This is a genomic window from Paenalicyclobacillus ferrooxydans (assembly GCF_001399675.1).
Taxonomy (GTDB): Bacteria; Bacillota; Bacilli; order Alicyclobacillales; family Alicyclobacillaceae; genus Alicyclobacillus_B; species Alicyclobacillus_B ferrooxydans.
On the sequence record NZ_LJCO01000096.1, the window covers coordinates 33,390 to 58,129 of the forward strand.

Annotated in this window: 21 protein-coding genes; 10 read left to right on the forward strand and 11 right to left on the reverse strand. The window is 50.5% G+C overall.

The genetic code is table 11. The annotated features are described in order from the left end of the window. Window positions 1-147: 147 nt before the first annotated feature. The 4 genes from AN477_RS20890 to AN477_RS20900 all read right to left on the reverse strand — a co-directional run bounded on the left by AN477_RS20890 (window position 148) and on the right by AN477_RS20900 (window position 4,035). Window positions 148-1,518 carry an aldehyde dehydrogenase gene (locus AN477_RS20890; protein WP_245631918.1) on the reverse strand — a complete coding sequence of 457 codons (1,371 nt, stop codon included), beginning with the start codon at window positions 1,516-1,518 and terminating at the stop codon, window positions 148-150. Between the two features lie 169 nt (window positions 1,519-1,687). Further along, complete coding sequence (locus tag AN477_RS20895; protein WP_054971125.1) at window positions 1,688-2,854, reverse strand: hypothetical protein; 1,167 nt, start codon at window positions 2,852-2,854, stop codon at window positions 1,688-1,690. Between the two features lie 520 nt (window positions 2,855-3,374). Further along, window positions 3,375-3,536, reverse strand: a complete 162-nt coding sequence (locus tag AN477_RS24835) for a hypothetical protein (protein ID WP_157062100.1) — start codon at window positions 3,534-3,536, stop codon at window positions 3,375-3,377. A 91-nt stretch (window positions 3,537-3,627) separates the two neighbouring features. Beyond that, window positions 3,628-4,035 (reverse strand): hypothetical protein, encoded by a 408-nt coding sequence (locus tag AN477_RS20900; protein WP_054971126.1) that lies wholly within the window; start codon window positions 4,033-4,035, stop codon window positions 3,628-3,630. Window positions 4,036-4,331: 296 nt separating this feature from the next. Here AN477_RS20900 and AN477_RS20905 point away from each other — a divergent pair, with 296 nt between their 5' ends. The 4 genes from AN477_RS20905 to AN477_RS20925 all read left to right on the forward strand — a co-directional run bounded on the left by AN477_RS20905 (window position 4,332) and on the right by AN477_RS20925 (window position 7,730). After that, on the forward strand, window positions 4,332-5,114 hold the full coding sequence (locus AN477_RS20905) for a class I SAM-dependent methyltransferase (protein ID WP_054971127.1): 783 nt from the start codon (window positions 4,332-4,334) through the stop codon (window positions 5,112-5,114). 130 nt (window positions 5,115-5,244) lie between these two features. Continuing rightward, on the forward strand, window positions 5,245-5,883 hold the full coding sequence (locus tag AN477_RS20910) for a peroxiredoxin (RefSeq protein WP_054971128.1): 639 nt from the start codon (window positions 5,245-5,247) through the stop codon (window positions 5,881-5,883). Between the two features lie 406 nt (window positions 5,884-6,289). Next, window positions 6,290-6,721 (forward strand): large conductance mechanosensitive channel protein MscL, encoded by a 432-nt coding sequence (mscL, locus tag AN477_RS20915; protein WP_054971129.1) that lies wholly within the window; start codon window positions 6,290-6,292, stop codon window positions 6,719-6,721. A 592-nt stretch (window positions 6,722-7,313) separates the two neighbouring features. After that, window positions 7,314-7,730, forward strand: coding sequence for a hypothetical protein (locus AN477_RS20925; protein WP_054971131.1), 417 nt, complete (start codon window positions 7,314-7,316; stop codon window positions 7,728-7,730). Between the two features lie 78 nt (window positions 7,731-7,808). Here the strand turns inward: AN477_RS20925 and AN477_RS20930 are convergent, their stop codons facing one another. The 7 genes from AN477_RS20930 to kdpF all read right to left on the reverse strand — a co-directional run bounded on the left by AN477_RS20930 (window position 7,809) and on the right by kdpF (window position 17,907). Next, complete coding sequence (locus AN477_RS20930) at window positions 7,809-8,351, reverse strand: hypothetical protein (RefSeq protein ID WP_054971132.1); 543 nt, start codon at window positions 8,349-8,351, stop codon at window positions 7,809-7,811. Window positions 8,352-8,633: 282 nt separating this feature from the next. Further along, on the reverse strand, window positions 8,634-9,620 hold the full coding sequence (gene lplA, locus AN477_RS20935; protein ID WP_054971133.1) for a lipoate--protein ligase: 987 nt from the start codon (window positions 9,618-9,620) through the stop codon (window positions 8,634-8,636). Window positions 9,621-10,903: 1,283 nt separating this feature from the next. After that, entirely contained in the window at window positions 10,904-13,162 is a 2,259-nt protein-coding gene (locus AN477_RS20940) for a histidine kinase (protein WP_054971134.1), read from the reverse strand. 133 nt (window positions 13,163-13,295) lie between these two features. After that, the gene (gene kdpC / locus AN477_RS20945; RefSeq protein WP_054971135.1) at window positions 13,296-13,865 is read right to left on the reverse strand and encodes a potassium-transporting ATPase subunit KdpC; all 570 of its coding nucleotides are present in this window, start codon (window positions 13,863-13,865) and stop codon (window positions 13,296-13,298) included. 11 nt (window positions 13,866-13,876) lie between these two features. Further along, window positions 13,877-15,928 carry a potassium-transporting ATPase subunit KdpB gene (kdpB, locus tag AN477_RS20950; RefSeq protein ID WP_054971136.1) on the reverse strand — a complete coding sequence of 684 codons (2,052 nt, stop codon included), beginning with the start codon at window positions 15,926-15,928 and terminating at the stop codon, window positions 13,877-13,879. Between the two features lie 77 nt (window positions 15,929-16,005). Further along, complete coding sequence (gene kdpA / locus AN477_RS20955; RefSeq protein WP_054971137.1) at window positions 16,006-17,709, reverse strand: potassium-transporting ATPase subunit KdpA; 1,704 nt, start codon at window positions 17,707-17,709, stop codon at window positions 16,006-16,008. 117 nt (window positions 17,710-17,826) lie between these two features. Further along, window positions 17,827-17,907: a K(+)-transporting ATPase subunit F gene (kdpF, locus tag AN477_RS25975; RefSeq protein ID WP_083486537.1), complete on the reverse strand. Its 81-nt coding sequence runs from the start codon at window positions 17,905-17,907 to the stop codon at window positions 17,827-17,829. Between the two features lie 316 nt (window positions 17,908-18,223). Between kdpF and AN477_RS20960 the strand changes: the two genes are divergently transcribed. From AN477_RS20960 to AN477_RS20985, 6 genes are all read left to right on the forward strand, one after another. Continuing rightward, window positions 18,224-19,870, forward strand: coding sequence for an ATP-binding protein (locus AN477_RS20960; protein WP_054971138.1), 1,647 nt, complete (start codon window positions 18,224-18,226; stop codon window positions 19,868-19,870). A gap of 116 nt (window positions 19,871-19,986) precedes the next feature. Beyond that, window positions 19,987-20,673: a response regulator gene (locus AN477_RS20965; RefSeq protein ID WP_054971139.1), complete on the forward strand. Its 687-nt coding sequence runs from the start codon at window positions 19,987-19,989 to the stop codon at window positions 20,671-20,673. A gap of 566 nt (window positions 20,674-21,239) precedes the next feature. Next, entirely contained in the window at window positions 21,240-21,857 is a 618-nt protein-coding gene (locus AN477_RS20970) for a cytochrome b N-terminal domain-containing protein (RefSeq protein WP_054971140.1), read from the forward strand. After that, window positions 21,854-22,918: a hypothetical protein gene (locus AN477_RS20975; RefSeq protein WP_054971141.1), complete on the forward strand. Its 1,065-nt coding sequence runs from the start codon at window positions 21,854-21,856 to the stop codon at window positions 22,916-22,918. Before AN477_RS20970 ends, AN477_RS20975 begins: the two co-directional genes overlap by 4 nt. Before the next feature lie 32 nt (window positions 22,919-22,950). Beyond that, on the forward strand, window positions 22,951-23,184 hold the full coding sequence (locus AN477_RS20980; RefSeq protein ID WP_054971142.1) for a hypothetical protein: 234 nt from the start codon (window positions 22,951-22,953) through the stop codon (window positions 23,182-23,184). A gap of 393 nt (window positions 23,185-23,577) precedes the next feature. Beyond that, complete coding sequence (locus AN477_RS20985; protein WP_054971143.1) at window positions 23,578-24,651, forward strand: YeiH family protein; 1,074 nt, start codon at window positions 23,578-23,580, stop codon at window positions 24,649-24,651. The last annotated feature ends 89 nt before the right edge of the window (window positions 24,652-24,740 follow it).

A 24,740-nucleotide genomic window follows, 5' to 3' on the forward strand; every position in this document is an offset into this window, starting at 1 on the left:
ACACTCCTACGTTCGTGATCTCTGATTTGTGGTCTCTGATTCGTGTTCCCAGATTGGATAGTACCTCATTAAATAGTACCTCATTAAATAGTACCTTATCAGAAAATAGTACCTTATCAGATGGCAGATTATCAGATAAGCTCTGAACTACTTTAAAAACATCTTCAGCATTTTTAACCCATTCTTGACGTTTGGGTACCGAACTGGGATATCGAAGCGAGTGGTTTGTTTCAGTACGCCCTTTTTGTGCGAGAACGTGTCAAAACTGCCTTGCCCATGATACGCACCAATGCCACTGTTACCCACTCCTCCAAAGGGCAGGTAAGGAGAAACGAAGTGGTATACCGTGTCATTGATGCAACCGCCGCCAAATGACACCTCATCGAGCACATGTTTTTGAACGGACGAATCGTTTGTGAACAGGTATAGTGACAATGGGTTCGGATGATGGTGGATGCCTTCGAGCACTTCGGTAAGGTCGCTATAGTCGAGAACTGGAAGTATCGGCCCGAAGATCTCCTCCTGCATTACCGGATGGTCCCAATTAATATCCGTCAACACGGTTGGTTCCATTGCCAATTGATTGGCGTTAGTCCCGCCCCCGAACACGATTCTCCCACTTTGCTTCAGCAACTCAAGTCTGGCAAAATGCCGCTCACTGACAATGTGTGTATAATTTTCGTTTTTAAGCGGCTCAGTTCCATACAGTTGCTGTACTGCCTGTTGCAGATGACTGAGAAAGGAATCCTTTACCTTCGTATGCACATACAAGTAGTCTGGAGCCACGCAAGTCTGACCAGCATTGAGAAACTTCCCCCACGCGATGCGCTTGGCTGCCAGTTTAAGATTGGCATCCTCATGCACAATGCACGGGCTCTTCCCACCGAGTTCAAGTGTCACCGGGGTTAAGTGCTTGGCTGCACGCTCCCCGACAATCTTGCCGACCGCGACACCACCGGTAAAAAAGATATAATCCAGTTTTTCTTCCAATAAAGACTGACTGGTCTCAGCCCCGCCCAATACGACTGCAATGTATTCCTGCGGAAACACACTCAACATCAGTTGCCTCATGACTTCCGATGTGTTCGGGGTCAACTCAGACGGTTTGAGGATAGCGCAGTTCCCTGCCGCGATGGCCCCAATCAAGGGTGCAAGCGCAAGTTGGAACGGATAATTCCACGGTGAGATAATCAGCGATACCCCATACGGTTCGGAGTAGATATAGCTTGTCGATCCGATGTGGGTCATCGGAGTCTTCACTTTTTTTGGCTTTACCCACGAGGAAAGATGCTTCTGTGTAAAACGAATTTCAGCCAGTACAACGCCGATCTCGGAGGAGTACGCTTCAAACTCGGATTTATTCAGGTCTTGTTTCAAAGCTTGCATTAGTTCATCTTCGTTCTCTTGAATGACCCTTTGCAACTGATTCAAAGCATCGAGACGAAACGCGATGTCTCTCGTTTTTCCTGAGCGAAAAAACATGCGTTGCTGATAGACGAGTGAATGATATTCTCCCAATCGATGCACACCTTTTCCAGCTTCCGTCTTACCTTTGACTATGTCAGACTTTTCGGCCATGTCAAGCACCGACTGCAGAGATTAGGTTTTCATAACAACGAGGACTACGCTGGTCACAATAAAAAAGGCGGGATCGCCCCCGGAAAAACCGAGAGCCATCCCAGAAAACTTACGCTACCCAGTGGGCAGACGAGAATAGTCCAGTGAGCCAAACGAGGAATATTGCGGAGCCTGCGATAACGGCAATATACGTCTCCAACCGCCGCATTTTTGCGCCGACAAACAAGAACAGCGGGAACAGCATCAAGACGAAACGAACCATTGACATCGGGTACTTACCTGCGACAGAGAATAACGGGATTAACAGAAGTATGGCGCTGAACAGCCACTGTTCGAGCGGTATTCTCCGGATCGAGGCAAGGAGTATGATGAGAAACGTCACCGAGGCCAGGAAGCCGACCGGATCATAATGGTAATCCAGACGAAGTGACGTCCAGATGAACGCAAAATGTCGATGCCAATGATGCTTTTCTGCCCACAGGAACATCAGTGGATTTTTGTAGACATGATCTAGCCATGCGAAATAAATCAATAGACACGCTACGGGAATAAGCGATACCGAAGCGGCGCGGAGGAATAAACGCCCCACCCGTCGGTCCACGCGAAAATCACGCCAGACCAGCCAGAGCAAAGAGAGGACGCCAAAAATTCCAAGGTCCCAGCAGAGTGCGCCAAGTCCCATCAACAGGCCAGCCCAGAAGTACCGCCGCTGATAACCGAGCCAGAAGGCCGCAACCACGCATAGCAAGAACAGTGACTCGCTGTAGGCGGCGGAGAAGTAATAACTGCTTGGAAAGAGAGCCAAAAACCACAGACCGCGCATCGTCTGCCGCTCAGAGTAAAACCGCCGCCCCAGTTGGTATAAAAAAGACAGCGCTCCAAAAAAAGCAACGTTGGAAATTGCAATTCCGGCCAACAGGTAGGTACGGTTTCCGACGACACCATGGAGCCCTCCGTGGTGGAGCGCACTGAGAAGCCGCCCACCCAGTCCCATCAACGCAGGGTAAAGCGGGAAAAACGCGGTTTCATCCGGAATCTTGCGCAAATACCCGGATCGGGCCACCTCCAAAAACCAAGTTGCATCCCAGTGCGATAAACCGGCGATGAAAACACCGAACTGTCGAGGACTGATCGTCGGTGATAACGTACCAAAGTAATTCTGCCAAACGGCTACAGCCGTCAATACAATTGCCAAGTGCACTGCAAAAACCGGCCAGACCCTTTTCAGGGTCACAAGTATTGGGGCCTGACTTACTGTTCGCCACCTTGTTCCCATATGTTGAACCCCCACGCTTTCACTCAGACAATGCGGATAGAAAGGTCGTCTGCTTGTCCCATTTACCAGACGTAATTTTACCTCTTAAAGTTCACAGGCCGTCATTAAAAAAACATAAAATTGACGACCTGGCTTAAAAATGTCACCAAGCGAATGCAGCGAATGTCAGTTTAGACGAAGAGTCACCACATTGGCGACGGGGAGTGAGATGGGAATAAGGTGTCTCTTGTAAAGTCAGCTCAGAGTGTCTGACAGGGATTTAACTTGGGACGTCGGCCCAAACTCAGAACGTCTGTCAGGGATTTAGCTTGGGACGTCGGCCCAGACTCAGAACGTCTGTCAGGGATTTAGCGTGGGACGTCGGCCCAAACTCAGAACGTCTGTCAGGGATTTAGCGTGGGATGTCGGCCCAAACTCAGAACGTCTGTCAGGGATTTAGCGTGGGATGTCGGCCCAAACTCAGAACGTCTGTCAGGAAGATAATTTGGGGTCCCGAGCTTAAATAAAAAGTCCACGGGGATTATTCCCGTGGACTCTGTTCAAGCGAATTTGACTCGGTGGCAGCATCATGGCTCGCGATCAACGGGTCGTCATCATCATCCCACGGAGCTCCATCCGCTGTCACATCACTGAGATAGCGATTCGTGCTGTTCTCATCAGGTCTTCGCAACGGATATTTCATCATGCATACCTCCTTGCCCTTATATTTCCCCTCCTTTGTCAATTGATTCACTCCAAAACATAGATTTATGATTTGTACCATCCAATGTCAGTCAAGGCCCCGCACAGTGAAAAGTCGATATTCCACAAGGCGGAATATCGACCAATTCGGGGAGATGGCGAAGTTTTTGAGCCATCGCATGAGCGGTTTGAATCTTTACCGAGTCACGTCGCATCCATCTTACTCTGGTTCGGATGTGATTCAGGTGACCAAGGATACCTTCAGAATCCGTATAGATACAGTGAAGCGGCACAGACAACGAGCTAGCAAACCTGCTGACAAAATCCTCAATCGCCATAATTTCGGTTTGAGCAGATCCTTGCCGGGAAAAGGGAAGTGATTTGTTCCCAACGAGAATTGTCACGGCCGTACTTCCATCAATCTGCTCGACGAGGAACCCGTATCCGGCTTGTTTATCAGTCAGCCGATACATCGCGTCAACGTAGGCAACGACTCTCATGACAACTCCTCCTCAATACGGACTAGAGTGGCAAGATTATCGCAACTGGCGCCGCAAGCAAACAAGATGCGGCCAAGACAAATCAAGGTCCCTGTGAACGGTAAGACGAATTATGAACGATACCACGCACTCATTGTTAACCATATTCAGTGAAACGGAGCTCATTCATCGTCCGTTCAAAGTGCAGCCACAGCTTACAAGTGCATCCGTTCATTGTGGTGTTCGTCACATTGTCGACAGGGCAACTGATACATCATGAGAGAGACTCAACACGAACGCATAGGAGGATAACCCAATTGCGAATCCCAAACTTTAAAACAGACGCAGGTGCTATGCGATATAAGGACACCGTAGGAACATTCATTGCACCAGAGGTGGCAAAATTCGTTATCGAGATCGCCCAGCAACATATTTCTCAGGGTGCAAAACGTGTACTTGACGTGGCGTGCGGCCCTGGAACTGTTTCTCTCCGTGTCGCACAGCAAAACCCTAACGCTGATATTGTCGGGGCAGACTACTCGGCCGCTATGATCCGTCAGTGCGTCCAATCTTCCGAAGTCATGGGTCTCCAAAATACTCAGTTCGTCGAGATGAACGCGAACGATATCCGTTTCGACGGGCCACCGTTCGATCTCATTGTCTGCAACCTCGCGTTCCCGTTCTTCTCGAAGCCTGCGGAGAGCATGAAGGGTCTCTACGATTCTGTAGCTGCCAGTGGACACGTAGTATTGAGTGTACCGGGCAATGAAACCTGGAGTGAGTTCTTTGTCATTGCAGAGGATGTGCTTGGAGACGCGATTCAAATGGCAAAGCCATTTCTCATCAAGATGGAACAAGCCTCAAAACTGCCTGCCGCGATGACAGAGGCTGGCTTCCGAGATATTCGCGTCAGTCGGCACAAGTTGCCTTACACATTCTCGACCGGTCACGACGTCTTAGCATTCTTCAACGAGTTGTTTGCCCTGCTTTCCTACGCACCGCCGTTGGTCCAAGCTGAGATCGCGAGTGCCATCGACACTCAGTGTCCAAACGGCTTTACCATGCATTACGAAGCCGTGATTGTCGAAGCAATCAAATGAGAGTCAACGCAATTGAATGAATTTATTTTGAATTAAAGTATAAACAGAATGAAATAGAGCCCTTCGCTATGCGTCATTCGCTATAATGAATTTAGCGCGCCTTACTGCGCGTTTACGAGGAGGGATTGAGATGACATCATTGGCACGTTTGAATGAACCAGCACCAGAGTTTGAAGCGTTGACCACGCAAGGGAAACTGAAGCTCGGCGATTTCAGAGGTAAATGGGTCGTACTTTTCTCTCACCCTGCGGATTTTACCCCGGTATGCTCTACCGAGTTTGGCAGTTTCGCATCGCGTGCAGAAGAATTCGAAGCCCGCAACGTGCAACTGATTGGACTGTCAGTCGACGGAGTACAAGCGCACCTGGCATGGATTCGTGACATTGAGAACGTCTTTGGACACAAGGTGACATTCCCTGTTATCGCCGATCTCGATATGAAGGTATCGACCGCCTACGGCATGATTCACCCCGGTGCAAGCACAACGGCTGCGGTCCGTGCTGTTTTCGTCATTGACGACAAGGGAATCATGCGGGCCATGATTTATTATCCAATGAACGTCGGACGAAACATCAGTGAGATTCTCCGTGTTGTGGATGCTCTCCAGACTTCGGATAAACACGGTGTATCTACACCAGCGGATTGGACTCCGGGGGAAAACGTGGTTGTGGCACCGCCTGCGATTGCGGACGCCGTCGAAACCCCTGAACAAGCGAAAGAGAAAGGCTACGAGTACAAAACCTGGTATCTACGCACCAAGTCTCTATAACCTGGCTTCGTACTAAGCTGTATGTTCCTCTAGTCGTTGGTTGGTTCGTTGGTTGGTTCGTTGGTTGGTTCGTTGGTTCACGCTGTGGCTGATGAGCCACGAAGTAACGTTGATACATGAACAGGCAATAAAAAATACGGAACTGGGGACGCGTGTCTATCCGACGATAGATATGCGTCCTCTTTTTACCGTTTCTTATACTTCTGTCCCTCTGTCAGGCCCTCTGTCCGGGTCTTCTGTCCCGGTCCCGGTCATGACCCGGAGTGTTGTTCCCACCCTTAGATGCTTATCACGTCTATGATTATAATTGACGTCTATCAGCAAATTTACTAGACTGACTGCAAACGACATGAAACGAGCATATTCACGAAGCTGATTCACGAAGCTTAGAGCCGGAGGAGATAGAATGTTTCAAGAGTTTAAGAAATTCATTATGCGCGGAAATGTCTTGGACCTTGCGGTTGCCGTCATCATTGGCGCTGCATTTAATCAAATCGTCACATCGCTTGTCAATGACATCATCATGCCGCCCATTGGTCTGATACTTGGCAGAGTCAACTTTACCAACCTGTTTATCAACCTTTCACGCAAACACTATGCCACATTGGCCCAAGCGAAGGCTGCTGGCGCTCCGACTATCAACTACGGATCATTCATCAACACCGTCATTAACTTTCTCATTGTTGCTTTTGTCGTATTCCTGGTGGTTCGCCAGTTCAATCGTTTTAAAAAGCCCGCACCTGTAGTTGCGCCCACGACCAAAAAGTGCACGTTTTGCATCACGGACATCCCTATCGAAGCCACGCGATGCCCGAACTGCACTTCTCATTTGGAGTAATGCCGAGTAGTAAGTTGCGACTCTCTGTCCCCCAATAAGACCAGTTCTCACCGATAGGTACATTTCCTAAATCCCGCGCAGTCACACGATTGTGCGATTTTTTCATGCCTGGTTGGTAGTTGCCATCCGGCAAACCGACTTCGGGTCAACGAGATATACTCCGCCACGGTTAGTCCCATCCAGGTGCTCTGCCGAACTCCTGATGCGTCTAGAATGGTCGTTTGTGAGCTGCGGCACAAGTTTGACCGCGGTATTCTGACATACTCTAGACGTCGATAGGGGCTCATGGTCAGTTGCCTCAGCACTAGGGTAAATCACGGTGAACCAAAGGAGACGATATACATGCTTGAACTGCTAGATATTCAGCGACAGGATTCACTCCTCCTGATTGATGCACGCAATGCCATTTGTTCAGGACACACCCGCGACACGACATTCTGCAACTTGTTCAGGATGCCCCACTCGGAACCCTCTGCGAGATTCACGCACCACACCGTACTGGACCTCTCATCAGCGAGCTTGAGGGACTTGGCTTAAATGTTGCTGTATCTGAAGTGGAGCCATTCCACTGGAGACTGCGGGTGATGAAGATATGAGGTCGGAGACCGCTCACCCAGTTGAAAGTATCGGATCGGCCATTCAGTTCATAACTTCCCTAGTCCAGCAAAAAAGGCAGGCTGGCGAGGATATATTTCAGGTGGATCTCCGCGCAAAATTGAATTCTGGAGATATCTATGACGCATACGAAGCCATTGGGCGCTCAGCTGTAGCAGAAGACATTCTTGAAGAGAAATCTTGTGGTCCGCTCGCCGCCCTCTTTTTGTATTTTAAGCCGAGTGAAGATCCAACGCTTTTGAGACAACATATTGGAGAAATGTTCGACGAAGCCTACGTGGAAGGTTTTCAAGATGGTTTTGCGCTCGTTGTATCAGACGCTGCTACGGAGCAGGACAGTCTGTATGTACGGGGCGTATACGACGAAGTTATGGCACATGCAGCTGTGTTCTAGACAAAAGCGGTACTGCGGTAAAGAAGGCTTGAAAGCTTGCTACCGCAGTGCCGCTTTGTTTTACCATCGGATCGACAATCAGGAACCCTGTACAAGAGGACTCGAGGGTAAGTAAAGCGTAGCCCTTCGAGCCAAAATTGTCGTCACGAGACCAACTCGAGGCGTGTCACAGACATCGAACTCCCAGCCCTCGTCATGTAATAAGTCCATCAATTGATGTGGTACATGACTTGTCCAAACCACGAGTCTCCGAAGGCTCGGTGTGAACCGCTGAGGCTTGTGGAGCAAATGTATCGTCTGCCGCGCAATTTGAACTCCATCGATACACCTTCCGTCAATGTAAAACGCCTGATCGTCCCCTACTGATTGTGAGGTTTGATGCCCGCCATAACGCTGACAGATCTGGGTCACCATGTGGTTCGGCCGATCTTTGAAGGCGATATACCTGAGTCCTGGGCGCAATGTCAGCGTTCGCTCTACCATGAGGTTGCTGTGGCTGTGCACTTCAAGTACTGCATGCCTATCAAGGCACGAGACTGCCTTCTGGAACAACCACTCACGCTGTGATTTATTGTAAATCCCAGGACGCAAATTAAGATACATGAATTGGTGGATTGTCATGACGTCATCGCTCCTACTGTTCTCATACAGATGATACAGATTTACGCGAGCGAGTCTGTGCAGTTTGTCACATAACTGTCCCTCTTGAGCACACACCAATGCGGCTATAACATGTACGTCCATGTCACATAGTACGTTTTGTAGACATGGTGCGGGTTTTCATCACATCGTACGTTTTTCTGGACATGGTACGTTTTCTTCACATGGTACGTTTTCTTCACATGGTACGTTTTCTTCACATGGTACGTTTTTATGGACAATAAACGTGTTTACGCTTCTGGTTTATTCAAACAGTGTGAGAAACTCATCCATCGTGATATTTCCAAAATAGACATTCAAATCGATTGGTTCCACCGCATCCCGAATGTCCTCAAGCCGATAACGGCAGCCTACAATCTTGCTCTCGACGTCGCCTAAATCACCCATACCGAAAAAGTCACCGTAAATCTTGCAAGATTCGATGATGCCGTTAGTGACGTGCAACCGCACGTCGATGGATCCGATAGAGAACCGCTTTGATTTCCTTACATTGAAACTTGGAGATTTTCCATAATTCCAATCCCAATTTCGGTACCGTCGGTCTGATAGTTGGCGAATCTCCTCCCAATCCGCGTCACCAAGGCGATATTCTGGTACTTGTTGACCGCCAAAAATAGCTTTCAACAACTTTGCACGAAACTCTGTAATCGTCATGTCCTCTTGCAGAAACTCCTTGATGTTCGCAACACGACTACGAACCGACTTGATGCCCTTCGACGCGATTTTATCTGCACTCACATGAAGTGCAGACACAACCGCCTCCATGTTCACGTCAAACATCAAGGTTCCATGACTGAACATTCGGCCTCGCGTTGCAAACTGTGCGTTACCTGAAATTTTCCGGTCTCCGACCTGAATATCGTTCCGACCGGTCAGTACTGCGTCGACTCCCAGTTCATGCAGTGCCCTTGTAACGGGTTCTGTGAACCGACGAAAGTTCCTGAAACTGTCTCCGTCGTTTTTGGTTATAAAGCTGAAACTGAGGTTTCCTAAATCGTGATACACGGCTCCACCGCCAGAGAGCCTTCGGACAACGTGGATATCATTTTCACGCACGTATTCGTGGTTGATCTCCTCAAAGGTGTTCTGATTCTTTCCAATGATAATAGAGGGCTTATTGATGTAGAAGAGTAGATACGTCTCCTCGATATCGAGATTTGTGAGTGCGTACTCCTCAATGGCCAAATTTATCGTCGGATCCGTGATCCCCTTGTTATCGATAAACAGCATGTCTAAGTTCCTCCCAACGAGACTGTCCTACATTCTGTAACGAACAGAAGATAGCCAAGAATGAACATATACCTTCAGGATCACTATATCCATGGTTCTTATACAAGACAGTGCCTCACATCACAAAGGAGACGGGTACAGTAGTAGGTTACTAAGACGTGGCGTGTCTAAATCGAGGATAGGCCCGGTGATGAGTCACGCTCAACCGCTACCCGACTGCATTAAGTCGCTCTGAGCGACTTGGGTGGGAAAGACGGCGGGGTTAAGTCGCCTAAACCGACTTAATCTCGGAAAATCTAGCGGTTAAGTCGCTTGCAGCGACTTATTCCTTGCGGCGGCCCTGACTTTTGGCGGACTAAGTCGGCGTCACAGACTTAGCTTCGAAAAACGGCGGGGTTAAGTCGCCCAAACCGACTTAACCTCGGGAAATCTAGCGGTTAAGTCGCTGACAGCGACTTATTCTTCGCGGCGGCCCTGACTTTTGGCGGACTAAGTCGGCGTCACCGACTTAGCTTCGAAAAACGGCGGAGTTAAGTCGCCTAAACCGACTTAATCTCGGGAAATCTAGCGGTTAAGTCGCTTGCAGCGACTTATTCCTTGCGGCAGCCCTGACTTTTGGCGGGCTAAGTCGGCGTCACCGACTTAGCTTCGAAAAACGGCGGAGTTAAGTCGCTCAAACCGACTTAGTCTCGGAAAATCTAGCGGTTAAGTCGCTTGCAGCGACTTATTCCTTGCGTCGGCCCTGACTTTTGGCGGACTAAGTCGGCGTCACAGACTTAGCTTCGAAAAACGGCGGGGTTAAGTCGCCCAAACCGACTTAATCTCGGAAAATCTAGCGGTTAAGTCGCTTACAGCGACTTATTCTTCGCGGCGGCCCTGACTTTTGGCGGGCTAAGTCGGCGTCACCGACTTAGCTTCGAAAAACGGCGGAGTTAAGTCGCTCAAACCGACTTAGTCTCGGAAAATCTAGCGGTTAAGTCGCTTGCAGCGACTTATTCCTTGCGTCGGCCCTGACTTTTGGCGGGCTAAGTCGGCGTCACAGACTTAGCTTCGAAAAACGGCGGGGTTAAGTCGCTCAAACCGACTTAGTCTCGGAAAATCTAGCGGTTAAGTCGCTTGCAGCGACTTATTCTTCGTGGCGGCCCTGACTTTTGGCGGGCTAAGTCGGCGTCACCGACTTAGCTGCCGAGAACAACCTCCATTCGAACCCGGCAGGCTGGTCTGACCAGCTTAAACCGGCGCCCTCAGTTCCCCCTCAGTTCCCCCGCAGTCCCTCGCCACCGTCAATCCCTCTCATATGCCACAATGTGCAGGTCCACAAATTCTGCGTGGTCGAGTACATAGTCGAGCGGATTGGATTTCAAGCGGGAAATCAGCCCTTTCGGCGCCAATGGTTGACCTGCTACCAGTTGCGACACTTCAAGTTCCATCGCAGTTTCTACAATGGTGGCACCTACGTTGTGGTTCACCGCCGGTTTGTTCAGAAAATGGGCATCAAACTGTTCGCTGAGGCGTTGAACCTTAATCAAGTCGCGTTCGTCCTGTTGAGACATCCCTTCGTCGAGCGACACCACAAGGACCCAGAGTTCGGCATCCAGTCGGTCTGCAAGCCTCCAGCCACGCCGAATGAGTTTCTCGGAATGCGGGCGGTGATTCACGCAAACGAGAATTCGTTCTGAGCGAACACTGTTCAGACGGTCGGACTTTCTCGCTTTGTCGATCCGCTGATCCACATCATCTGCCACCTCGAGCAGAGCCAACTCCCGAAGGGCTGCAAGGTGTGCGGTTTGAAAGAAGTTATCCAGTGCGCGCTCAACCTTATCCTTCGTGTAGATTCGGCCTTCCACCAGGCGTTGTTGCAGTGTCTCCGGGGTCACGTCAATCAACTTAATCTCTCTCGCCAGTTTCATGAACCAGTCTGGCACGCGCTCTCGAACCTTAACGCCAGTGATGTGCTCCACTTTATCGTGCAAGCTCTCTAGGTGCTGTACATTGACAGCTGTTACAACGTTGATGCCATGCTCAAGGATATATTGAATATCTTGATAGCGTTTTTCGCGTACGCAGCCTGGGACGTTTGTATGTGCAAGTTCATCGATGAGCACAATCGACGGCTTTCGCCTTACAATCGCATCGACATCCATTTCCTCGTACGTACGCCCTTCGAGCAGCAACTGTTTCTTTGGTACCGTCTCCAGATCGCCAATCTGGTCCGCAGTCTCCTGGCGCCCGTGGGTCTCAATCAGACCAATCACGACGTCCCACCCGCGCTTTCGCCAGTCGTGCGCATCCTGAAGCATCTTGTACGTTTTCCCGACACCTGGGGCTGCACCCACGTAAATGGTCAGTCTTCCCTTGAGCCGTTGGTGCAACCCCGTCTCACCAGACGATCCGTTTGATTTCCACACCTTTACAGGGTGTCCTGGCGGATCACGCCATCCCACGATACGGAGGTCTGTGTACCGCAGGTTTCGAAGCAGATAGCGAATCGGGTTCTCACGCCACAGTTCCCATTTCCGGTCTGGGGCCGGTTGCCCAATGACAATTTGAGTCACATTGAGTCGCTGAGCAGCCTTGGCAATGATGTCCCCAATCTTTCGGTCATTGCGCGGTTCAACGACAAACTCCCCGTCGTACTCGTCGGCCAGTTCTTTCAGCTTGGTTAGGCTTGCTTTGTCTCGTTCCGAAAGTGAGTCCTCGACTGTGCTGCAGATGGAGAGGACGTATAGGTCTGCTTTCAACCGCATCGCCATACGATGTCCGCGCTGGATAAGTTTCGCGGCTCGGGGCAAATGGCTCACACAGACCATAATTACTTCCCTTGCACCCACAGGACCCGGAATTTTGCGGCGGGAGTAGGACCGTTCCAGGCGTTCGTCAACGTCCTCGGCCACCATCCGCAATGCCAGTTCTCTGAGTCCGGACAGGTTCGATTTACGAAAAAAGTTTTGCAGAGCTTGATCGACCCTGTCTGACGGATAGATACTCCCATCCCGAAGGCGTTGTCTGAGTGTTTCCGGCGTGACATCAATGACAGAAACTTCATCCGCCCGCTTAATCAGCGACTCTGGGATCAGCTCCCGAACCGGAATACCCGTAATTTCTTCCGCTTCCTCGTGAATGCCTCGAATGTGCTGTACATTCACAGTGGTTAACACGGAAATTCCTTGGTCAAGCAGGTATTCTACATCCATATAGCGCTTTGGAAACATCGAACCGGGGGCATTGCTATGCGCCAATTCATCGATCACGACAACGTCTGGGTCCCGTTCGATAATGGCTTCAATGTTTACCTCTTCAAAGGTGCGCTTCTGAAACCGGATCTTTTTTCTCGGTAAAATCTCAAGTTCGCCAATTTGCGCAGCGGTTTCAGGTCTGTCCCGGACATCGACATACCCGATAACAACGTCGACACCACGGGCTCTGAGTGAGCCCGCTTCGCGCAACATCGTATAGGTTTTCCCCACACCCGGAGCAGCACCGATAAATATCTTGAGCTGGCCCGGTTCTGAACCAAATACCTCTCCAGTATTCGAAGCCATGTATGCCACCTTGCCTCGAGGCTGACCCATTACCACGCTTGGTGTTCATGGTCCTGAGGGTTGCCTGTGTGTCGTAAGAGCGGTTTGTTACGCCGAGCCGTGTGTCATGTTCTGAGCGGATGTTATTTTCCTGTTATTTACCAAGCCGTTTTTCAATCGCCAAGTTGAGTTGCATGACATTGACCATCGGATCGCCCCAAATGCCGAGGGCGCGTCCTTGTTTGTACTGGTTAATGAGACTCGTCAAATCAGTCCTGCTGATCCCCGTCGCCTTTGCGATGCGGGGTACTTGAATCAGTGCATCCTGAACCGTGATATCTGGGTCGAGTCCTGAAGCCGAGGATTCAACCATTGAGGTTGGAATGGAACCCACGGGCGTGCCCGGATTTTGTTGTTCCACTGTCTGCAGGTTCTTCTTCACCTCTGCCACGAGCGCCGGATTTGTCGGCCCAAGGTTCGATCCGCCAGAGCCGTTTGCAGCATAGTTTACAGCCGAAGGCCGCGGATGAAACAGGCCTGGGGCCGTAATACTTTGTGCAATCAGGAGCGAGCCTGCAGGGCGTCCTTGGAGCGAAACAATGCTTCCCTTTGCCTGAAACGGGAACAACAGATTGCCAATCCCCGTCACCACAAGCGGATAAATGATGCCAAGCAGGATAGCGAACGCAATCGTGAAGCGCAGTGAACGCCAGAAGTTCACCATTTCAATTCCCCCTATATGTTGGCCACACCAAAGATCGTGAGCAGCAGGTCAATGATTTTAATCCCGACAAATGGAGCGATCACGCCACCCATGCCGTAGATAAGCAGGTTTCTCACGAGCATGTTCGTCGCACTCATCGGTCGGTACTTGACACCCCTCATGGCCAATGGAATCAACAGCGGAATGATGATGGCATTAAAGATGAGCGCCGATAATATAGCACTGTGCGGACTCGTCAAATGCATCACATTCAGCACTTTTAAAGCGGGAATCGTCACCATGAAAATTGCGGGAATGATAGCGAAGTACTTCGCGACGTCATTGGCGATAGAAAATGTCGTGATAGCACCGCGCGTAATCAACAGCTGCTTGCCGATGGAGACAACTTCAATCAACTTTGTCGGATCCGAATCAAGATCGATCATGTTGCCGGCTTCCTTCGCCGCCGTCGTGCCCGTGTTCATGGCGAGCCCGACGTCTGCTTGCGCCAGTGCCGGTGCATCGTTCGTTCCGTCACCAGACATGGCGACCAGTTTGCCTTGATCCTGCTCTGTACGAATAAGACGCATCTTGTCTTCAGGCTTTGCCTCGGCAATGTAGTCGTCCACCCCGGCTTCTTTCGCGATGGTTGCGGCTGTCAAGGGATTGTCACCCGTGCACATCACCGTCTTGATACCCATCTTGCGAAGCTCTTCAAACCGTTCACGCATCCCCGGTTTCACAATATCCTTCAGGTAGATAACCCCGAGAATCTCGCGGTCCTTGATCACGGCGAGGGGTGTTCCGCCAGCCTTCGCCACATATTCGGTCTTCTCGTCCAAGTCCTTTGGGATCGTTCCACCAAGCTCCGAGACATGTTTTTTAATGGCGTCCACGGCACCTTTACGGACTACCGTTCCGTCACCCAGGTCGAGGCCACTCATGCGGGTGTCGGCACTAAACTCCACATTCTGTGCATCCGTGTATCGTTCACGTGCGAAGGAGACGCCTTTTTCTTTGCCGAGATCGACCACCGAACGACCCTCTGGTGTTTCATCAAAGAGAGATGAAATGACCGCTGACTCAATCAAGTCCTTTTCCGTGTGGTCCCCTGCCGGCAAAAACTCACTGGCGAGTCGATTGCCGATGGTGATGGTTCCGGTTTTATCGAGAATCAGTGTGTTCACGTCACCGGCAGCCTCGACCGCTTTCCCTGATTTAGCGATCACGTTGAATCGAATGACCCTGTCCATGCCTGCAATCCCGATGGCGGACAAGAGAGCACCAATGGTGGTTGGAATCAAACACACCAAGAGTGCGATCAAGGTCGCAATATCAATCGTGTGGTGAACGTAGTGCGCCAGAGGCTCAAGCGTAACAACGACGATTAAAAAGATTAAGGTCAACCCTGCAAGCAGAACTGACAAGGCAAGTTCGTTCGGGGTTTTCTGGCGGCTCGCGCCCTCGACCAGACTAATCATCTTATCAAGGAACGACTCCCCGGGGTCGACCGTGATGCGAATGATGAGCTCGTCAGACAACAGCTTCGTCCCGCCGGTCACGGAGCTGAAGTCTCCGCCCGCACCTCGGATGACCGGGGCGGACTCACCGGTAATGGCAGATTCATCCACACTGCCAAGTCCTTCAAGGACCTCACCGTCTGCAGGTATCATTTCCAGTGCTTCAACGCGGACAATGTCGCCTTTGTGAAGGGTAGACGCCGGAACCTCTTCGTACCCACCGTTGTCCATTCGGCGATTCGCCACCAGGTCCGTCTTGGTCTTCCGGAGAGACTCTGCTTGGGCTTTACCTCTGCCTTCAGCAACGGCCTCTGCGAAGTTGCCAAACAACACGGTCAACAACAAGATGATGGTGACAATCAGGTTATAGATACGCTGCGTAGATGGGTAATGTCCACCAAACAGATTCGGTGCAAAAGTCAGTAACAATGTGATCACAAACCCGATTTCAACCACAAACATAACCGGATTGCGGGCGAGGATAACAGGGTTCATCTTCACAAAAGAATCCCAGATTGCCCGCTTCATAATATCCCGTGACACAGATTTCGTATTTCGAGCCATCTTCAAATCTCCTTCTCAGCGCAGGTCGTCTCACCGACGGAAGCATCTCTGACATTTTGTCTAACCGACAACGCCTGTCAGTGCACGATTCCGGCCCACATCTGCAGTTGTTCTCCAATCGGTCCGATAGCGAGGGCAGGGAAGAACGTCAGCGCCCCGACAATGACAAAGACCGCGACAAAAACCCCGCCAAACGCAAACGTGTCTGTCCGCAGTGTTCCGGCGCTGGGCGGAATAATGGCCTTTTTCGAAAGTGATCCGGCAATCGCAAACATGGCAATCAGTGATACGTACCGTCCGAGCAACATCACCAGTCCGAGCGAGATATTGTAAAAGACAGTGTTCCCGTTCAAACCCGCAAACGCGGACCCATTGTTGGCTGCTCCCGATGTGTACGCATACAACACCTCGGAGAGACCGTGCAGTCCGGGGTTCAAGATGGATGACGTTCCCGCCTTCGTCACGAGCGCTATGGCAGTGGGAACGAGGATGATGAACGGGTGCACCAGCATTGCAATGGTGGCGAGCTTAATCTCGCGGGCTTCAATTTTCTTGCCGAAAATCTCAGGCGTACGTCCAACCATCAGCCCTGACAGAAAGACCGTGATCATCAGGAACATGAGGATGTTGAGCAAGCCTACGCCTTTACCCCCAAACACCAGGTTAAACATCATAAACAAGAGCGGAATAAAGCCGCCCATCGGCATAAAGCTGTCGTGCATCGAGTTCACAGCGCCCGTCGTAAACGCGGTTGTGATGGCCGCAAATGCACTCGACATGGCAGGACCAAAACGGACCTCTTTCCCTTCCATGTTCGGGCCGTGAATGCCCAGCGTGTGCTGCAGAATCGGGTTCCCTGCCGTCTCACTCGCGTAGATGACGAATGCCCCGATGACTAAGACAGCCGTGAGAAACACGTACAGAACAACCGCTTGCTTGCGATTTCCAATGAACTTTCCAAACGTCCAGACAAGACCGCACGAGATAATACCCATCGCGATCATTTCAAGGACAGTGGTCCAGGCACTCGGGTCTTCAAACGGATGGGCCGAGTTCGCGTTAAAGTATCCACCGCCGTTTGTTCCGAGCTGCTTAATGGCTTCAAGTGAAGCAACAGGTCCGCGCGAAATAATCTGCGTCCCGCCTTGCAAGGTGTGTACGGTCTGTGCACCCAAAAGTGTCTCTGGAACACCGAGACCTACGAGAACCAAGGCAAATACAACAGCGAGTGGAATCAAGACTCGCGTGTGAATCTTAATAAAATCCACCCAAAAGTTTCCGATAGACTCCGAACGGTTCACGGTGACACTGCGAAGAAAAGCAATCGCTGCAACAAAACCCGTCGCTCCAGACGTAAACTGCAAGTACGTAATGGCGGTCATCTGTGATAAATAAGACAGCGACTGTTCGCCCGCATAGTTCTGCCAGTTCGTATTCGTGATAAAACTGGCTGCCGTGTTAAACGCCAGATCCCACGGCATCGCTTTAATGCCATCCGGATTGAGCGGTAAAACGTGCTGCAAGCGAAACAGGAGGTAGGCGAGAATCATCATCATAAAGTTCACTAACATTAGGGCCCGCAAATATGCCTTCCAATCCATCTGAACCGACGGGTCGACGCCGACAACCCGGTACAAGAACCCTTCTATCGGCCTGAACATACCGTCAAACTTGCCTTTTTGACCGCTGAAGACTCGGTACAGGTATCCACCAAGTGGGATCCCAATCAACAAAATCAACGCAATGACGGCCAAAATGCCGATTGACCCAGCAAACGTCATCTCATCTCACTCCTCAAAATCCACAACTACTGCACATTGAAGTGTTGGCGGAAGTGTTGGCGCATCTTTCTCTTCAAGGCGCAGCACCTGTCAACTGACCTAGCTGTTTTACGTGTCCTAAAACTTCTCAGGATTGAAAATGACATAGGTCAGGTACACCATTAAGACCACAGAAATAACAAGCAGCACCCACACCATGTATCCCCCCTACGCCTTGTCAAAAACCCGGAACAACACAAACAGCAGGCCAAATACGGCTAAGTACAACAAAAGTGATATGATATCTCCCATCTCCACACCCCGCTCTATACGTTGCCCATTTGTAAGGCAGTAAAATCACAAACAATCTCGAACACATGGATTCTCTAATACAGTCATGATTGTAGGATCGTTCTGGGTAAAGATAGTGTATAAATGCTGAGTCATGGTGTAAAAAAAGTGTAAAAATGAGGGCATTTTCACCATTACCGGTTTATAACTAGAGGTAGTCCTCCGATGAATGGGGTTGTCCTGCTTGAAAAAAACATCTTCGTCCCGACCAAAGTGGCGGGTTCTTACCTCCTACGTCGTACCATGGTCATCATCTGAACAGCTCCTGGATGAACCAAGGGTTGGTCGTGCGAAAGTGATTCCTTATCTGTCCGTAACCCTGATGGTTGCCATTTTAACCCTCATGTTTTGGAAGATCGGCTACGCGTTTACGCTCGTTAACCTGGCGCTGTTGTACCTTCTGCCGGTCCTCGTAAGTGCTGTTCGATGGGGACTTGGCTCTGCCTTTTATGCAGCTGGCATCGGGGTTGTTGCCTTCGATTTCTTTTTTGTACCGCCGATTCACACGTTTACCGTATCCGATATCCGCTATTTTGTTTCATTCGCCGTCTACCTGGCTGTGGCTGCATTCACAGCCAGTTTGGCCGCCGAGCTTCGGAAACGTGTCCGCGACTCTCGCGAACGTGAAAGCGTCACGTCTGCTTTATTCGCCCTGAGCAATCAAGTTGCTGCAGCGCGGGACTTAGACACGGTACTCGGAGAGATTGTCGGTCATGCGTCGCGCACGTTCGGACTTGCCACAGTCATCATGTTGCCTGACGCATCTGGACAGCTGACAGCACGTGCGCAAATGGGACTGACGACTGTAAACGGATTTACCGTAGTTGAGCCGAGAGTTGTCAGTTGGGTGTTTGAGCACGGGAAAATGGCCGGTTACGGGACAAATACCCATCGCAACACATCTATCCTGTACGTCCCCCTGAAAACCGAATCCACGGTACACGGGGTGATGTGTATCGGCACTCAACGACCACTCGGAAAGGACAATCCGCACTGGCACATTCGCGTGGTACAAGCACTTGCCGGCCTCGCAGCCGTATCCATCGCGCGCGTTCGTTACGAGGAAAAGGCCCAGATTGCTCATCTGACTGCCGAGTCTGAGCGGCTGCGTACTTCCCTGCTCGACTCGATTTCACACGAACTGCGGACCCCGTTGGCAACCATCATTGGTGCTGTGACCGGACTCATTGACGGAGAAAATTTCCTTTCTAACGCCGACAGGCAAGAACTGCTTGTCACCGTTCGTGAAGGCGCCATGCGCATGAATCGACTCATCACCAATCTCCTTGGCATGGTCCGACTTGAAAGCGGTATGCTTCAATTGAACAAAAAATGGTGTGACGTGGCGGACATTGTCGGTGTCGCCCTGCGACAAGTCAAAGAGTCGCTGCAAAACCGCAAGGTTGAAGTCAATCTGCAAAGCTCCCTGCCCCCGGCGGCCGTTGACGAAGTATTGATTGAACAGGTGCTTGTGAATCTCATGAGCAACGCTGCAAAGTACTCAGCAGATGGAACCACCATCGAACTTGACGTCATGGAGTACGATGGGGTTCTTACCATCCGCATCCGAGACTATGGCATTGGTATCGAAGCTGACGACGCTGAAAAAATCTTCGAAAAGTTTTACCGCACAGACACCGGAAAAAACGTGCCAGGTACAGGTCTTGGCCTGGCTATCTGCAAAGGAATCATTCAGGCACACGGCGGGGAAATCTTTGCGAGGCCGGGTGAAAAAGCAGGAACGGTGATAACCATCAGACTGCCAGTTGGTGATGCACCTGAACCAATATTAGAGACGGCAGAAGAGTTCAGCCACGAATTGATTGACTAACAGAGGATTACCGTCTGTCCTAATAAACTGCCCTAATTAGGGTGAAATGCATGGGAAGCGGGCCTGGTGAACATGGCCTGAAGCGTGTACCTGAGGCGTATAAGGGGGCCGTCCTAATGGGAGCAAAGGTTCTAATTATTGATGACGAAGTCCAGATTCGAAAACTCCTTCGTGTCACTCTCGAAGCACACGGGTATTCCACCATGGAGGCATCCACGGGAAGAGAAGGGGTTCTCAAAACCAGTATGGATATCCCCGACTTACTCATCCTCGATCTCGGGCTCCCTGATATGGATGGACGCGATGTTTTACGGCAAATTCGCGAGTGGGCGACAATGCCGATTATTGTTCTGACAGTCCGCGATGATGAAGCAGGGAAAGTTTATGCGCTTGATAACGGCGCTGATGATTACATGACGAAGCCCTTTGGAATGAGTGAACTGATGGCGAGGATTCGAGTCGCCCTCCGCCATATCGCTCAGCAACCGGACGAACCCATTATTCAAGTTGGACCTCTGCAAATTGATCTTTCGCGGCGCGTCGTTGAAAAGAACGGCGAACCCATTAAACTGACACCCATCGAATATGACCTGTTAAAAGCCTTGGCCATCAATGCAAACCGTGTCATGACGCACCGGCAATTGTTAAAGCAAGTATGGGGCGAACAAGGCACAGAAACCGCAGGTCATTACCTGCGCGTATATGTGGGCCACTTGAGAAAGAAAATCGAGGACAACGCAGCGCAGCCGAACCTTTTGCTCACGGAACCCGGGGTCGGGTACCGCCTCGTGGACCCGAATTAAGGATTTGAGATGCGGCAGCCAAATCGACACAGCTTTTTTGCATGGTCACCCGTGCTGCAATTACGCCCACCGCATCATGTGTGCGACCTTCCAAATCCGTCAGCCGTTCCGGTGAGATGTATGCAGCCTCACACTGCAAAGGTCGCTTTCCGGCCCCATCTGATACATGCCCCCCCGCTTGTCCAGTCATGAACAAAATGACACAATACCCGACTGAATTACCCCTCGTGTGATTTCGCGCACAAGTCCATACCCTGACAAGAACTAGGCTTCAAGTGTACTCGTTAAGCACCACTCAAAGCTGTGCTGAATTGGAGATGATTCGATGTCAGGTATCCGTAGTTCATTCTAACGACGCAATAGCATAAACCGACTAGTCCTACGAACGGTCTGAACGTACCTTTTGCCAAAAGCGCAGTAGGGTTAAAGTTTGTGACACGGGAGGTGTTTCAAATGGTCAACATGTCTAACGCATGGCCAAATTACTACGTTGGTTTTCTCTGGCTCGCAGTCTTCATTGTATTCGCAATTGGAAAGTACCCGCATGGTAAAGGAGATGACAAAAAATGAACTGGACGAAATCGATGCGCACAAGCGTATCTGAGAAACTAACCTGGGATAACTTGCTGCCGTCAGAGCAACCAGTCTATGTGTCATCCCTCGTATATAGTTTTGGTGTATTTACGCTTAGCAGTCTTGTTTTCTGTATTGTATCTGGCGTCATTATGGCCTCAAAGGGACCGTTGTGGTACCAATATTCAAGCCTTGGCGATTTCATGCGGAGTATTCACTTTTGGAGCGTTCAAGCATTTTTCTTCTTCATGACGATGCACTTAGTTGGACAATTTTTCATGGGTTCATGGCGCGAAGGACGCGCACTGACCTGGGTGATTGGCGTGGCCTCATTCGGACTATCTGTCGTAACCGCGTTTACCGGTTATCTATCCCGCGGGGATTTCTTCTCACAGTGGAATCAGGTTCAAAGTAAGGATGCTTTTAATGGTGCCGGGTTCGATGGGTTTTTAAACATCCTCAACAACGGTCAGGTGTACGGCCTGCACATTGCTGTTCTACCGTTAATTCTGATGGGACTCGTAGCTTGGCACTTGATAGCTGTTCGCAGCAAAGGCGTTGTCCCGCCATATCAAGCAAAGATTACCGAGCAAGAAGGTGACAAAAAATGAAAGCTCCTGCTGCAGGAAGAGATACACTGAAGTTCAAACAGAAAGATTTCGACATGGTTAAAGAAGGCGTCGTAAGTCTCGCTATTGCCGGCGTTCTGATTGTCGGCGTGGCAGCCATCTGGGGAGCTCCATATCGCCCTGCTGTCACGAACCAACAAATCGCCACCCAAAACCCAGTGTTGGTAGAGCAAACTGCACTTGGCGATCTCGCTGGGACGGGTGCCATCGCCACTTACGGACCGCCATATAACAACGGCAATCAATCTATCCAGTCGATTGGTCCGTTCCACCCTCAAACATGGTGGGGAACGCCATACCAGATTCAAACGGCTAACGCAGATGTATTGACGCCTCTTTCCATGCTGGCAAATGCATCGCACAATACGGCATTACAAACGGCTCTGTACACCTATGATCACGCGACGGGCGCGCAGCAACAGAAGTGGGATACCAATCTCAACAATGCGCTGAACAAGGCGAAGGCGGTTAATGGGAATGTTGTCATTCCACAGGGTGACTACGGACCTGTCAGTACGATGATGAATTATGAACTGTCCCTTGCAAAATCCGGAATGCTGTCCGGCACGCTCGATAGAGAAACCAACAATGGCGTCTATCGCTACAATGTGCAGAATGATCTCTTGTTCCTGCAGGGTTCTGCCTTACATCAAGTCGCTGGAAACATTGACATGCTAGGCGAGCAATGGGGCATTAATCACGACGAACAAGCGTATCCTGGCCCTTGGTGGTTGACACCTTACACATTCCTATACCAAATCCCGCCCTGGTCGACATCTTCCGCTGGAGATCAGATGGCCGCATACAGCGTTGCCATTCTGTTCCTGCTGTTGATGTTGGTTCCATGGGTTCCAGGACTGAATAAACTGCCGCGGCTCTTGCGAGTTCATCGCGTCATCTGGAGAGACTGGTATAAAAAGCTGGAACAGGAAAACGACTGTGCCAACTGTCCACTCCGAAGCGAGTGCAGCAAAGAGTTTAAAGGTGTAAAACGTGTCGCAGCTCGTCCCGGCTTTGTACCCGCTTGCTACCAACACGCTTAATATCTAAAAGAAGCACAGAGGAGGTAATCAATGTGGTCAAGGTAATCCGATTATGGGCAATTTGGCTGATGGCTCTCGCAGCCGGGGTCTACGGCACATCTCTTGTTTACAGAGCAATTGCCAATGGAATCACCATGGACTGGGTCTACGGAATCCCCGTGCTTCTGTTCGGAGTTTGGATCACCGGAAACATCTGGGCTTCCGCGCGTCAGTTCTACAGACAGCAGCGCATACAAAGTCGTCAGCATCTGCAACGCGCCAAATAACAAGTCTATCGAAACAGGAAAGCCTGCAATTCCCTGGGACGAACGGTACCATGGTGCAACGAAAACGGCCAGCCATCTGGCCAACTCATCTGAAAAAGCCTTGCGACGTAAAGCCCTATCCTCAATTGGATGGGGCTTTACGTTACGGAGAATAATGCGATCCCAGGACGGCGACGGTAAAGAAGCAAACGGTAATGAAGCAGAAGGTTCATCCACCACTATAATAATTACTTATGAAAATAAAAACGAATATGTATTTTACATTATGAATATGCAGCATTAAATTTGAGAAGCCGCGCTTGCTGTTGCCGGATATATGTAAGGGTCCGCTCCTGATTATCGATTCATTCAAGATGCACCATAAGGAGTGCACCACAAGGAGTGATTTGTGATATGTCGTTGCTTGAACAACTGAAAGACCCCGGTCGTTTGCTGCCGGGCTTCCTTGCTGCCTGTGTCATCGCTATCGTCGCTTCCTTCATCGGCCACCTCCTCCCTGTCGTAGGTGCCCCCATCATCGCGATTGTATTAGGAATCTTACTCCGAGGCGTTTTACGAAATCCCGTGCGTACACAACCAGGTGTCTCCTTTACAGCCAAGCGGGTACTTCAATTCGCCATTATATTGCTCGGTGCGAATTTAAACTTAGACGTTGTATGGAAGACAGGCAGCCAGTCGTTTTGGGTCATGATTGGCTCTCTCGCTGTTGCCCTGACGGGCGGCACGCTGATCGGAAAGATGTTCCACTTGCCCAGGAACATTATCCGACTCATCACCGTCGGCACGAGCATTTGCGGTGCCTCTGCAATTTCCGCGATAGCCCCGATTGTCGCCGCAGAAGAAGGCGAGATTGCGTACGCCATTTCGACCATCTTTCTCTTTAACGTTGTTGCCGTCTTCCTGTTCCCCTTGATTGGACATATGTTTCACTTTTCGTCCATGAAATTTGGAATGTGGGCTGGCACGGCAATTAACGATACATCTTCAGTCGTTGCCGCAGGCTACTCGTTTTCTCATGCAGCAGGTCAGTACGCAACTGTGGTGAAGTTGACCCGGTCACTGGCGATTATCCCTGTGAGCCTTTGGTTTGCATTCATGACGGCAAAACAGACTCAAAATCAACACATATTGGAAACAGCTGCCACGGTGGAACATTCAGAGGCTGGGCCTGAGCATGCTCTGGTCGACGACATGCCGCGTCGCAAAACCCGTATCCAGTTCCCAATGTTCATTCTGGGTTTCGTGGCTATGGCAGCGCTCGATACCTTTGGCCTGTTTGGACACACCGTTGCAACCAACATCAGCCTGCTTGGCGAATTTTTTGTATCCGTCGCCCTTGCGGCGATTGGATTAAATACCAACCTCCGCTCTCTCATGAAAACGGGGCATCGCCCGCTTTTAATGGGGCTCTCGACATGGGCGCTCGTGGCTGTGTCAAGCCTGATCCTGCAAGCCATCACGCAGTAGCAACTCGATACGCCAAAAGTGCAGGTCATTTTGTGACAACAACGCGTCACCGCTCGAGTGGCCATTCTGTAGACCGCAACTCGACACTC